Raw genomic sequence first — 12,081 nt, 5'->3', positions numbered from 1 at the left:
GTCCGGGTTCGTGGTGTTCGGCAGGTCCTCGTTCTCGGCGAATTCGTCGACGATCGAGTCGAGCAGATGCTGGATACGCAGACCGGGTTGACCGGTCTCCAGCACCGACTTGATCGCGTTCTTCTTGGCGCGGTCGACGACGTTCTGGATCATCGCCCCGGAGTTGAAGTCCTTGAAGTACATGACTTCCTTGTCACCGTTGGCGTAGGTGACCTCCAGGAACCGGTTGTCGTCGATCTCGGAGTACATCCGGTCGACGACCTTTTCGATCATCGTCTTGATGCACAGCGCGCGGTCGCCGCCGAACTCGGCCAGGTCGTCGGCGTGCACCGGCAGCGTCTCGACCAAGTACTTCGAGAAGATGTCTTGCGCCGCTTCGGCATCGGGCCGCTCGATCTTGATCTTCACGTCGAGGCGGCCGGGCCGCAGGATCGCCGGGTCGATCATGTCCTCGCGGTTGGAGGCGCCGATCACGATGACGTTCTCCAGACCCTCGACGCCGTCGATCTCGGACAGCAGCTGCGGGACCACCGTGGTCTCGACGTCCGACGAGACGCCGGTGCCGCGGGTGCGGAAGATCGAGTCCATCTCGTCGAAGAACACGATCACCGGAGTTCCCTCCGACGCCTTCTCCCGTGCGCGCTGGAAGATCAACCGGATGTGACGCTCGGTCTCACCGACGAACTTGTTCAGCAGTTCGGGGCCCTTGATGTTCAAGAAGTACGACTTGGCCTCGCGCGCGTCGTCGCCGCGCACCTCGGCCATCTTCTTCGCGAGCGAGTTGGCCACGGCCTTGGCGATCAACGTCTTTCCGCAACCGGGCGGGCCGTAGAGCAACACACCTTTGGGCGGACGCAACGCGTACTCCCGGTAGAGCTCCTTGTGCAGGAACGGCAGCTCTACGGCGTCGCGGATCTGCTCGATCTGGCGGGTCAGGCCGCCGATGTCCAGGTAGCTGACATCGGGCACCTCTTCCAGCACCAGGTCCTCGACCTCGGCCTTGGGGATGCGTTCGAACGCGTACCCGGCCTTCGTGTCGACCAGCAGAGAATCGCCAGGCCGCAACTTGCGCGGCCTGGTGTCATCGTTGAGTGCGTCGGGAACGCCGTCCGGCAGGTCCTCGGCGACCAGCGGTTCGGCCAGCCAGACAATCCGCTCTTCGTCGGCGTGGCCGACGACCAACGCCCGATGGCCATCGCCGAGCACCTCGCGCAGGGTCGAGATCTCGCCGACGGATTCGTACGTGCCGGCTTCGACGACGGTCAGTGCTTCGTTCAGCCGGACCGTCTGGCCCTTCTTGAGGACCGGCACGTCGATGTTCGGCGAGCACGTCAGTCGCATCTTGCGACCTGAGGTGAACACGTCGACGGTGTCGTCTTCGTGCGCGGCCAATAGGACGCCGTAACCGCTGGGCGGTTGTCCGAGCCGGTCGACTTCCTCGCGCAGCGCAAGCAGTTGCTGGCGAGCCTCTTTAAGCGTCTCCATTAACTTCGAGTTACGCGCCGCGAGGGAATCGATGCGGGCCTCGAGTTGATGAACATCGCGGGCAGAGCGGACGCTGCCATGTGCGCCGGCGACGTTCTCGAGTTGCTCGCGCAGCAACGCTGCCTCGCGACGTAATTGTTCCAACTCGGCAGCATCGCCGCTGGACATGTCTGATTCCTCAGGTGTACCGAATGCTTCAGAACGCTCTGAGCCACCCATGTTGCGCTCCTTTCCCACACCGTAATGGCGCGGCGGATATCTCAACGCTACCGGCGATTGTCGTTTGATGCGTGTAGTCAAATACCCACGAAAAGTTAAGATTTTCGTCACGCAGGTAATCTCGGCCACTAATCGCGCTGATCGAAAGGACCCCAGTGACTGTAAAAAGCCTCGACACGGGCCTGGGCGGCGTAGCTCCCGTCCGCGCGGCGGCCGGCGCTGTGACTTCACTTGCATCCGTTGGCCCGATCTCCATCACTCCACGCTTCGGAAAGCGACCGTAACTGCGTACCCCCGCCGGATGAACCGACACTTCTCGTTCGCGTTGAGCGCCGCCGCAATCCTGGCGGCGCTCGGGTTCGCCGGATGCACTCACAATCAACCCAGGATCGCCTCGTCGTCCGCCCCGCCCGGACCGCCGGCCACGTCCACCGTGATCGCCGCGCCTCCGACGACTCCCCCGCCCGCGCCGGAAATCCTCACCGACATACTCGGCAAGCTCGCCGACCCGACCATTCCCGGCGCCAACAAGGTCAATCTCGTCGAAGGCGCCACCCCGGAGAGCGCCGCCACGTTGGACAAGTTCACCAACGCGCTGCGGGACAACGGCTCCCTGCCGATCACTTTCAACGCGAACGACATCGCCTGGTCGGACAAGAACCCGGCCAACGTGATGGCCAACGTCGTCGTTCACACCGCCCGGAACAACGGCACCTTCACCTTCCCGATGGAGTTCACGCCGTTCCAAGGCGGTTGGCAGTTGTCGCAGCGAACTGCGGAAATGTTGCTCGCACTGGGCAACTCGACCGACACGCCGTCCCCGACGTCCCCGCCCCCGGGCTCGGCTCCGCCGCCGGCGCCCGAACCACCGCCGGCGCCCGCACCTCCACCGCCCCCGGAGCCCCCGCCATCCCCGACTCCGCCGGGTTGACCCGCGGGATGTGGATCGGCTGGCTCGAGTTCGACGTGTTGCTGGGCGACGTCCACTCGCTCAAACAGAAGCGGTCGGTTATCCGTCCCGTCGTCGCCGAGTTGCAGCGCAAGTTCAGCGTGTCGGCGGCCGAGACCGGCTCGCTCGATCTGCACCGCCGCGCGGGCATCGGGCTGGCGATGGTGTCCGGCGATCGCAGCCACGCCGTCGATGTCCTGGATGCGGCCGAACGGTTGGTTGCCGCGCATCCCGAGTTCGAGCTGCTGTCCGTGCGGCGGTCGCTGGTTCGCAGCGAAGACTTGGCGTAGCGACCTAGCCGTCGCGGCCCGGGCGTTTGCGGCCCAACGGCACCGGGGCGACGACACCGGGTGCGAGCCGCCGGGTGAAGATCAGGAACGCGGTGTGCCCGCGCATCGAGTGCTGCGGCCGAACGGCCAGGCCGACGACGTTCCAGCCGCGCTGGATGGTCTCCCACGACCGCGGTTCGGTCCAGCATTGCTGAGCCCGTAGGGCTTCTACGGCGCGCGACAGCTGGGTGACAGTCGCCACGTAGATCATCAACACGCCGCCGGCGGTCACCAGCCGCGAAACGGTGTCGAGCACCTCCCACGGCGCCAGCATGTCCAGCACGGCGCGATCGAACGAACCGTCGGGCAGCTCGGACTCCACCAGATCGCTGACGATCAGCTGCCAGTTGTCGGGTGCCCCGTTGAAGAACACCGAGACGTTGCGGCGGGCGTGCTCGGCATGGTCGGCGCGCTCCTCGTAGGAGATCACTTGCCCGTCGGGACCGACGGCACGCAGCAGCGAGCACGTCAGCGCGCCCGACCCGGCGCCGGCCTCCAGCACGCGGGCCCCCGGGAAGATGTCGCCCTCGTGCACGATCTGGGCGGCGTCCTTGGGATAGATCACCTGCGGTCCACGAGGCATCGACATGATGTAGTCGACGAGCAGCGGCCGCAGCACCAGAAAGGGCGCCCCGTTGGTGGACTTGACCACGCTGCCCTGTTCCAACCCGATCAGCGCATCGTGAGCGATCGCCCCGCGATGGGTGTGGAACTCGGCGCCGGGCGTGAGTGACATGGTGTAGTGCCGACCCTTGGCGTCGGTGAGCTGGACGCGTTCCCCGACAGTGAACGGGCCGGTTACGGACACGCGGTCTAGCGTGCCAGCCGACTCGCCGTCGTCGGTGCTTGGGGGTTGTCGGCACCCGGTCCTAGGCTGCCGACATGACCGTCGAACCCGCGATAGCGCAGTCGACGATCTGCCTGCCCGAACCGAGGTCGCGGGCCGCTTCGAAGCCGGCTTCAAAACCGGCGCTGTCACCTTCGCGGGCGGCGGACTTCAAGCAGTGCCCGTTGCTGTACCGCTTCCGGGCGATCGACCGGCTGCCCGAGGCCCCCTCGCCCGCGCAGCTGCGCGGGTCGGTGGTGCACGCCGCCCTGCAACAGCTCTACGCCCTGCCTCCGGGCCAGCGCGGCCCCGACACGGCGATCGGGCTCGTGGGGTCCGCGTGGGACCAGGTGATCGCCGAGGAGACCGATCTGGCCGGCGGGCTGGACCCGGCACAGCAAACCCAGCTACTCGAAGAGGCCCGCGCGTTGCTCGCCGGCTACTACCGCCTCGAGGACCCGACCCGCTTCGAACCGCAAGCCTGCGAAGAGCGCGTGGAGGTCGAACTGGCCGACGGCACGCTGCTGCGCGGTTTCATCGACAGGATCGACGTCGCGCCGACGGGCGAGATGCGGGTGGTCGATTACAAGACTGGTAAGGCGCCGCCGGCGGCACGGGCCCTCGCGGAGTTCAAGGCGATGTTCCAGATGAAGTTTTACGCGGTGGCCCTGCTGCGATCGCGCGGCGTGCCGCCGACTCGGCTGCGCCTTATCTACCTGGCCGACGGCCAGGTGTTGGACTACTCGCCCGACCTCGACGAGCTGCTGCGTTTTGAGAAGACCTTGATCGCGATCTGGCGTGCCATTCAATCCGCCGGCCAGACAGGCGATTTCCGCCCCAGCCAGTCGCGGCTTTGCGACTGGTGTCCCCACCAGCAGCACTGCCCGCTCTTCGGCGGGACTCCACCCCCGTATCCGGGGTGGCCGGAAGACGCACGGACGCAAGCCATTTAGCTCGCGGTCCCGAGTACTGAGCCATCAAAGACGGGTAGTGGGCTACTCACGCCTTTTTCGCGTCCGCTCACTACGGTTCGGGACGGGTCAGTACGAAACCGGAATGTGCTGGCGAATAGGGGTCGCGATGACGCAGCTTGACCGGGCGAGCGGGTGTCTGTTGGAAGATGCCCCTGATCCGGCAATCGGGACGGCGCCCAATTCGGGGCGCGCGGTGCTCGACGGCGCATTCGCGGTGCTGGAGGCCTTGGCCCGAGCCGACGCCGGTTTGGGCCTGAGCGACCTGAGCCGGCAAAGCGGGCTTGCCAAGGCCTCGACCTACCGCCTCGCCGAGCAACTGGCCGGGCTGGGCGCCGTCCGGCGCCACGAACGCCGCTACTACATCGGCGCACGCCTGGGCCGTATTGGTCAGCGCTGGCAACCCGATCCATCGCTGCGGGCGGTGACGCAGCCGTGGGTGCGCACACTCGCCGTGCAGTCCCAGGCCATCGCGTCGATGACCATCCTCGTCGAGGGCCGGCTGCATCTGGTGTGCGCCACCGCGCCCCGCGGACACCCCGGCATTCCCGCACCGGCACACGACGCGATCGGACGCACCGCCGCCGGCCAGGTGCTCTTTGCCGCGCGGCATGCGGGCGCCACCGCGGACCCGGACTCCCGAAACGCGGCGGGCTGGCATCGGCTGCGGTCAACGATCCGCGACTTGCACACCGTCGTCGTCGACCAGCAGGACGTGCTGCCGGGAGTCTGTTGCATCTCCGCACCGGCGTGGTATCCCAACGGCCGCTGCGCCGGCGCCGTCACCGCCATCATCGAATCCGACCGGGTTCCGCCGACGCTGCGCGATCTTGTGCTGCGGACGGTACGCGGGGTCGGGTCGGCCCTGTCCTGACGGCTAGTCGAGCGGCGACATCTCCTGCAGCATCGTGGGAATGAGCTCGCTGACGGTCGGGTGGATGTGCATGGTCCGCGCCAGCGTGGTGTAGGGCGCCTTGGCCGACATGATGTCCAGAATTCCGTGGATGGCCTCGTCGCCGCCGACTCCCAGGATGGCGGCGCCCAGTATCTGGTGGGTGTCGGCGTCGACCACGACGTTCATAAAGCCTTGCGTCTCACCCTTTTCCACTGCCCTGCCGACCCTGGTCATCGGTCGCTGGCCGACCAGCGCCTTGCGGCCCGACTCGCGGACCTCCCCGACTGTCATGCCGGCGCGGCCCAGCGGTGGGTCGATGTAGAGCGCGTAGGTGCTGACGCGGTCGCTGACTCGACGCGCGTCGTCATCGAGCAGGTTGGCCGCGACGATCTCGAAATCGTTGTACGAGGTATGGGTGAACGCACCCTTGCCGTTGCAGTCGCCCATCGCCCAGATGTGGTCGACGCTGGTCTTGAGTTGGTCGTCGACCACGATGTAGCCGCGGGCATCGGTCTGCACCCCCGCCGCGTCCAGACCCAGGTCGTCGGTGTTGGGCCGCCGCCCCACCGCCAGCAGCAGATGACTCCCCTGGACGGGCGCGGCACCCGCAGCGGGGTTAAGTTCAAACCCGTTGCTGTGCTTGCTAATTCGCACATCATCGGCGCCCAGGACGATGTCTATCCCCTCGGCCTCCAAGATCTCCTTGATGGCGGCTGAGATGTCTTCGTCTTCGCGCGACGCCAGCCGCGGACCACGCTCGACGACGGTCACCGCCGCCCCGAAACGCCGGTACATCTGGGCGAACTCCAGTGCGATGTAACTACCCCCGAGGATGACGAGATGTGTTGGCAGCGTGTCGAGTTCGAGGATTGACACGTTGGTGAGGAACTCCACATCCGAGAGCCCCGGAATGTCCGGGACCACCGCGCGTCCACCGACGTTGAGGAAGATTTGGTCGGCGTGCAGCACCTCGTCGCCGACCCGCAAGGTGTGCGGATCCACGAATTGGGCATGGCCGCGAACGACGGTGCAACCGTCCATACCGTCTAGCCAGTCCTCAACGCCCTTGCGGTCGCTGAGCATGATCTGGTCTTTGCGCGCCTTGACTTTCGCCATGTCGACGCTGACCGGCCCCGTGTGGACACCGAAATCTGGTCCACGGCGCGCCATGTGGGCGGCGTGCGCGCTGGCCACCAGCGTCTTGGTGGGAATGCAGCCGTTGTTGACGCAGGTGCCGCCGATCAGTTTGCGCTCCACGATGGCCACGCGCTGCCGGGCAGCCGTCAGCCGACCCGCCAACGACGGGCCGGCCTGTCCCGCACCGACGATGATCGCATCGAAATGCTCTGTCACTTAACGGCTGTCAGCAGGTACTCGGTCAGCACGTGGCCGGTCACCGCGACGATGGCGAATGCACCCAGGATCGCGACCGCGTCCTCGAGCAGTGCGATCGGCAAGTCCTTTCCTTTGGTGGCGGCCACCAACCGCTTACGGGCCTGATAGCCGCCCAGCGTGCCGAGCACCGCGCCGATCACCCCGGCGCCGAGCGCGGTGAAGGTCCAGTGCGGCCACGCGCCGAGCGCCGCGCCGGCCAGCCCGCCCATCACGAGCCGTGCACCGAACGCGGGTGGCGAGGTGCGCGCCGGAGTCTTCGGCAGTTTGTCGGTGATGAGTTCACCGATGGCCAGAATCGTCAGGATCACCACCGTGATGGTGTTGCCCAGCCAGGACGCCCAGGTGTGGCTCAGATCGAGCCAACCAAGAATGGCCGGCGCGGCGGCCCAGGCGACCACGGCGGGTGCCGTCAGGGAACGCAAGCCGGCGACAACGCCGATGAGCAAAGCCAGTAGCACGATGATTACGTGTGTCACGAAGACCTCCTGGGGGACGAACAGCCCGGCGATAAAAGAGGGGACAACCCCTTCCGTTACCTGGGCGGTCCCCTAGGCCGGACGCTAACACAGCCGTGCCGCTCAAGTCATGGTCAAAAGCGGCAGAACCTGATGTCGGACGCCAGAATCGCTTTGGCTCCGATGGTGGCCAACTCGTCCATGATCTCGTTGACGCCCCGACGCGGCACCAGCGCGCGAATCGCGACCCAGCCCGGTTCGGCGAGCGGGGCGATGGTGGGTGACTCCAGCCCCGGGGTGATCGCGGTCGCCTTGTCCAGCACCGAGCGCGGGCAGTCGTAATCCAGCATGAGGTACTGCTGACCGAACACCACACCCTGAATCCGCGCCACCAGTTGGTCACGGGCCGCCCGCGTTCCGGCCTCACCGTCCTCGTCGGTGCGTTCGATCAGCACCGCTTCCGAATCGCACAGCGGGTCGCCGAAGGCCACCAGGTTGTGCAGGCTCAGGGTGCGGCCGGACCCGACCACGTCGGCGATGGCGTCGGCCACGCCGAGTTGCACCGAAATCTCCACCGCACCATCGAGTCTGATGACTGTCGCTTCAATACCCCGCTCCGCCAAGTCTTTTCGGACCAGATTCGGGTAGGCGGTGGCGATCCGTTTGCCGGCCAGATCGGCCGGCGACCAGTCCCGCCCGGCCGGACCCGCATACCGGAAGCTGGACGACCCGAACCCCAACGCGAGGCGTTCCCGCACCGGCGCATCGGAATCGCGCACCAGGTCCCGTCCCGTGATGCCGAAGTCCAGCTCGCCCGAACCGACATAGATCGCAATGTCTTTGGGCCGTAGGAAGAAGAACTCGACCTGGTTGGCAGGGTCGATGACCGTGAGGTCTTTGGAATCGGTGCGGCGACGATAGCCCGCCTCCGAGAGGATCTCGCTGGCCGGCTCGCTCAGCGTGCCTTTGTTGGGAACCGCAACGCGCAGCATGGTCACAGCTTCCGGTACACGTCGTCGAGGGACAGTCCGCGCGCGATCATCAGCACCTGCGTCCAGTAGAGCAACTGGCTGATCTCTTCGGCCAGCGCTTCGTCGGGTTCGTGTTCGGCGGCCAGCCACACTTCGCCTGCCTCCTCGAGGATCTTCTTGCCCAGCCCATGAACGCCGCCATCCAGCGCGGCGACCGTGGCGCTCCCGGGCGCCCGGGTGCGGGCGCGTTCGCCCAACTCGGCGAACAGATCATCGAAGGTCTTCACGGCCAGCGATTGTTTCACGCGGCGACGAGCAAAGTCACGGCGGTTTATTCAAACCCGGCGAGCGTCGTTCGCAGGGCGTACTCCAATTGCATGTGGAAGGGCGGATCCCCGCCGGCATCCCCGTTGAGCCAGCGGTCGAGGACGAATTTGATTGCGGCCAAACTGGTGTGCACCAGCAGCGCGGGCCGAACGTCGACCGTCGGGTCGACGCCCATGCGGGCCGCGACCTGCTCGATGAATTTGCGGTGATCGTTTTCGCTGACCAGCGCGGTTTTGCTCAACAGCCGGGGCGCGGTTGCGATCGCGTGCCGCCACGTATCGAGGTTGTCGAGCTCGTCAGCCTCCCGGGCGCGCGCGACGAACACGCGGAGCAATGCCTCGACCGCCGATTCGTGGGGCGGTCTCGCACCGTAAGAACCGACGATCTCGGCGATGGCCTTGCGGACGGGATCGAGAAGCAGCCCCTCTTTTGTGGGTGCATGCCGGAAATAGGTGCTGATGGATATTCCGGCGGCGGCGGCGATGTCCTCCGTCGTCACCGCGTCAAAGCCGCGCTCGGCAAATAAGTGGTGCGCATTGAGCTGAATCTGAGAAAGCAACTCGGCCCGGCGTCGGTCCCGTAGCGAACCGGTGTTTGCTGTGGGCATGCCATCACCTTCGTCAATCCGACATTCCGACCCCAAGATGCCGTCCAACGACGAACTAGATGAGTGACTCTACACTATTGAAAGTGCCTATCAAGTAGGCTAGTGTGACTCAGCACACACCGATGAGCTGCAGAGTTGCGGATGCTGTAAATACTATCTTTATGAAGATGCGCCTCGTGGCGCCCAGCTTCGTTCTGCCCGGCACTCGGGGCATAGTGCTGGGGGGAACGCCGATGAAGGCGGTAGCTGTTACGTGACAACCGCTTGTTCGCATTTGCTAGACAGACGACTAATAGTCGCACGATGACGACACAACAAGACGGCGTCGTCGCCATTGCGGACTGGTCTGTCGGATATGTCAAACGTCATCCACTCGCCTCGCTCACCACGGTTGGTGAGCAATTCGTCCTTGGCGTGCGCACCATTCAGTATTTCTTCGTCGACCTCTTCACGGGCCGATTTCAATGGCAGGAATTCGTTCGTCAGGGCGCGTTCATGGCCGGGACGGCCGTGCTGCCGACGATCCTGGTCTCATTGCCGATCAGCGTCACCCTCTCGATCCAGTTCGCCCTGCTGGCCGGCCAGGTCGGCGCGACCTCGCTGGCGGGGGCTGCCAGTGGACTCGCGGTCATCCGCCAGGGCGCGTCGCTGGTGGCCGCCATCCTGATGGCCTCGGCGGTCGGGTCGGCGATCACCGCGGACCTCGGCTCGCGGACGATGCGCGAAGAGAACGACGCCATGGAAGTGATGGGCGTCTCGGTCATCCGGCGGCTGGTGGTGCCGCGGTTCGCGGCGGCCATCATGATCGGCGTCGCGCTCACCGGAGTCGTGTGCTTCGTCGGTTTTTTCGCGAGCTACATGTTCAACGTCTACTTCCAGAACGGCGCGCCCGGCAGCTTCGTCTCGACGTTCGCCTCCTTCGCGACCACCTACGACATGATCCTGGCGCTGCTGAAGGCGATCATGTTCGGCGCGATCGTCGCGGTCGTCTCTGCCCAGAAAGGCCTGTCCACCAAGGGCGGCCCGACGGGCGTGGCGAACTCGGTGAACGCGGCCGTCGTCGAAGCAGTCCTGCTGCTGATGATCGTCAACGTCGCCATCAGCCAGCTCTACATCATGTTGGTCCCCAGGACGGGGCTGTGACGTGGCGGCCTCCACCTACCTTCCGTTCGCGCCGCTTTCCAACCGGGTGCTCCGCGCCTACCGCCGGGGCAGAGTCCCGATCATTCGGCTCGGCCATCTGCTCGTCTTCTTCTTCCGCGCCCTGGCGGGCGTGCCGATCGCGTTGCGCCAATACCAGCCCGAATTCCTGCGGCTGCTGTCGAACATCACCTGGGGCAACGGCTCGATCGTGGTGGGTGGCGGTACCGCGGGTGTGGCCGTCGTCCTCGGTATGACGGTCGGCGCGCTCGTCGGCATCGAGGGCTACAACTTCCTGGATCTGCTCGGGCTGGGCCCGGCGACCGGCTTCGTCTCGTCTTTGGTCAACACGCGTGAGCTCGCTCCCCTGATGGCATCGCTCGCCTTTGCGATGCAAGGCGGATGCCGGTTCACCGCCCAGTTGGGGTCCATGCGCATCGCCGAAGAGATCGACGCCATGGAATCGATTGCGATCCGGCCCATTCCGTACCTGGTGACCACCCGGCTGCTTGCCTCGGCGGTCGCGATGATTCCGCTGTATGCGGCGTGCCTGGCCATCGGCTACCTGAGCACGCAAGTGGTGGTGGGAATCAGCAGCGGCGGCGCGACCGGTCCCTATCTGCATTACTTCTCGTTGATGCTGGCCGGCAAGGACATCGTCTATTCCTTATTCAAGGCCGTCATCTTTGTGTGGATCGCTTCGACGATCCAGTGTTACTACGGCTACTACGCCTCCGGCGGACCCGAGGGCGTGGGAGTGGCTGCGGGACATGGCATGCGGGCCAGCATCACCGTCGTGATCATGGTCAACATGCTGCTCACCATGGCGCTGTGGGGAGTCGACGCGGGCGCAAGGTTCGGTGGATAGCGGATGCCGAATTCCTTTGAGACGGATGGGCGCGGCCCATCGGATCGCCAACTGCTGCTTACCGGTGTGGCGGTGTTGGTTGTCGCGACGGTGGTCACCGTAGGCCTGTTGATGAAGTCGACGGGCCGGCTCGACAACTACGTTCGAGTCGTAGCCGACTTGGTCAACGTCGGTGACGGGCTACCGCAGAAGTCCGACGTCAAGTATCACGGCGTGCTCGTCGGCATGGTTGACGGTGTCGTTCCCGCCGCCAACGGCAAGCCCAACTACGTCCACATCAATCTCAAATCTGAATACGCCAAGTCGATTCCGTCCGCGGTGACCGCACGCGTGGTACCCAGCAACGTGTTCGCGGTGTCGTCGGTTCAGCTGGTCGGTAACGGGCCCGGAACGATCATCCGCGCGGGCGCGCACATTCCCGAAGACAGGCAGCTGCCGACTGTGCTGTTCCAGACCACCGTCAGCAAGCTGCGCGACCTGCTCGCCGCCGCGGGGCGCGGCCGTGACGACAGATCCGTCGGGATCCTGGCCGCTTTGGCGGCCGCAACCGACCATCGCCGCACCACCCTGCTGAATGCCGGCGCGCAGCTGAATCGCCTTCTCGATCAGCTCAATTCGATCGTCAGCACCGACACCGGCCCCTC

14 protein-coding genes are annotated in these 12,081 nt (G+C 65.6%); 7 read left to right on the top strand and 7 right to left on the bottom strand.

Going from position 1 to position 12,081, the window contains the following annotated elements:
* A partial coding sequence (gene arc, locus JOZ00_RS25315) for a proteasome ATPase (protein WP_293349785.1) occupies nt 1–1,704 on the bottom strand: 1,704 nt, incomplete at its 3' end.
* 301 nt (nt 1,705–2,005) lie between these two features.
* On the opposite strand from arc, the gene JOZ00_RS25310 reads away from it, so the two are divergent.
* Nucleotides 2,006–2,635 (top strand): hypothetical protein, encoded by a 630-nt coding sequence (locus JOZ00_RS25310; RefSeq protein WP_293349782.1) that lies wholly within the window; start codon nt 2,006–2,008, stop codon nt 2,633–2,635.
* 8 nt (nt 2,636–2,643) lie between these two features.
* Nucleotides 2,644–2,943 carry a DUF503 domain-containing protein gene (locus JOZ00_RS25305; RefSeq protein WP_293349779.1) on the top strand — a complete coding sequence of 100 codons (300 nt, stop codon included), beginning with the start codon at nt 2,644–2,646 and terminating at the stop codon, nt 2,941–2,943.
* 4 nt (nt 2,944–2,947) lie between these two features.
* Here JOZ00_RS25305 and trmI read toward each other — a convergent pair whose 3' ends face one another.
* Entirely contained in the window at nt 2,948–3,790 is an 843-nt protein-coding gene (trmI, locus tag JOZ00_RS25300) for a tRNA (adenine(58)-N(1))-methyltransferase TrmI (RefSeq protein WP_293349776.1), read from the bottom strand.
* 74 nt (nt 3,791–3,864) lie between these two features.
* Here trmI and JOZ00_RS25295 point away from each other — a divergent pair, with 74 nt between their 5' ends.
* Nucleotides 3,865–4,761 (top strand): RecB family exonuclease, encoded by an 897-nt coding sequence (locus JOZ00_RS25295; RefSeq protein WP_293349773.1) that lies wholly within the window; start codon nt 3,865–3,867, stop codon nt 4,759–4,761.
* A gap of 127 nt (nt 4,762–4,888) precedes the next feature.
* On the top strand, nt 4,889–5,653 hold the full coding sequence (locus JOZ00_RS25290) for a helix-turn-helix domain-containing protein (protein WP_293349770.1): 765 nt from the start codon (nt 4,889–4,891) through the stop codon (nt 5,651–5,653).
* Between the two features lie 3 nt (nt 5,654–5,656).
* On the opposite strand, the gene JOZ00_RS25285 is transcribed toward JOZ00_RS25290, so the two are convergent.
* From JOZ00_RS25285 to JOZ00_RS25265, 5 genes are all read right to left on the bottom strand, one after another.
* The gene (locus JOZ00_RS25285) at nt 5,657–7,027 is read right to left on the bottom strand and encodes an FAD-containing oxidoreductase (protein ID WP_293349767.1); all 1,371 of its coding nucleotides are present in this window, start codon (nt 7,025–7,027) and stop codon (nt 5,657–5,659) included.
* Nucleotides 7,024–7,545, bottom strand: coding sequence for a DUF4126 domain-containing protein (locus JOZ00_RS25280; RefSeq protein ID WP_293349764.1), 522 nt, complete (start codon nt 7,543–7,545; stop codon nt 7,024–7,026). The genes JOZ00_RS25285 and JOZ00_RS25280 overlap by 4 nt, the downstream gene beginning before the upstream one ends.
* Nucleotides 7,546–7,658: 113 nt before the next feature.
* The gene (gene hisG, locus JOZ00_RS25275; RefSeq protein ID WP_293349761.1) at nt 7,659–8,516 is read right to left on the bottom strand and encodes an ATP phosphoribosyltransferase; all 858 of its coding nucleotides are present in this window, start codon (nt 8,514–8,516) and stop codon (nt 7,659–7,661) included.
* A gap of 2 nt (nt 8,517–8,518) precedes the next feature.
* A complete protein-coding gene (locus JOZ00_RS25270; RefSeq protein ID WP_293349758.1) occupies nt 8,519–8,800 on the bottom strand; it encodes a phosphoribosyl-ATP diphosphatase in 282 nt (93 codons plus the stop codon).
* Between the two features lie 26 nt (nt 8,801–8,826).
* Nucleotides 8,827–9,429: a TetR/AcrR family transcriptional regulator gene (locus tag JOZ00_RS25265; protein WP_293349755.1), complete on the bottom strand. Its 603-nt coding sequence runs from the start codon at nt 9,427–9,429 to the stop codon at nt 8,827–8,829.
* Between the two features lie 303 nt (nt 9,430–9,732).
* Between JOZ00_RS25265 and JOZ00_RS25260 the strand changes: the two genes are divergently transcribed.
* From JOZ00_RS25260 to JOZ00_RS25250, 3 genes are all read left to right on the top strand, one after another.
* The gene (locus JOZ00_RS25260) at nt 9,733–10,572 is read left to right on the top strand and encodes an ABC transporter permease (RefSeq protein ID WP_293349752.1); all 840 of its coding nucleotides are present in this window, start codon (nt 9,733–9,735) and stop codon (nt 10,570–10,572) included.
* Nucleotide 10,573: 1 nt separating this feature from the next.
* Complete coding sequence (locus JOZ00_RS25255; RefSeq protein WP_293349749.1) at nt 10,574–11,437, top strand: ABC transporter permease; 864 nt, start codon at nt 10,574–10,576, stop codon at nt 11,435–11,437.
* 3 nt (nt 11,438–11,440) lie between these two features.
* A partial coding sequence (locus JOZ00_RS25250; RefSeq protein ID WP_293349746.1) for an MlaD family protein occupies nt 11,441–12,081 on the top strand: 641 nt, incomplete at its 3' end.

The sequence above is a fragment of the Mycobacterium sp. genome, assembly GCF_019243155.1.
In the GTDB taxonomy this organism is placed as follows: domain Bacteria; phylum Actinomycetota; class Actinomycetes; order Mycobacteriales; family Mycobacteriaceae; genus Mycobacterium.
Note: the sequence above shows the minus strand (reverse complement) of the source record. Positions and strands in the feature narration are given on the sequence as shown.

Bases quoted from the DNA above. Each gene is read 5' to 3' on its own strand.
- JOZ00_RS25310 (WP_293349782.1), top strand. From the start codon at position 2,006: ATGAACCGACACTTCTCGTTCGCGTTGAGCGCCGCCGCAATCCTGGCG.
- JOZ00_RS25305 (WP_293349779.1), top strand. From the start codon at position 2,644: ATGTGGATCGGCTGGCTCGAGTTCGACGTGTTGCTGGGCGACGTCCAC.
- JOZ00_RS25295 (WP_293349773.1), top strand. From the start codon at position 3,865: ATGACCGTCGAACCCGCGATAGCGCAGTCGACGATCTGCCTGCCCGAA.
- JOZ00_RS25290 (WP_293349770.1), top strand. From the start codon at position 4,889: ATGACGCAGCTTGACCGGGCGAGCGGGTGTCTGTTGGAAGATGCCCCT.
- hisG (WP_293349761.1), bottom strand. From the start codon at position 8,516: ATGCTGCGCGTTGCGGTTCCCAACAAAGGCACGCTGAGCGAGCCGGCC.
- JOZ00_RS25265 (WP_293349755.1), bottom strand. From the start codon at position 9,429: ATGCCCACAGCAAACACCGGTTCGCTACGGGACCGACGCCGGGCCGAG.
- JOZ00_RS25260 (WP_293349752.1), top strand. From the start codon at position 9,733: ATGACGACACAACAAGACGGCGTCGTCGCCATTGCGGACTGGTCTGTC.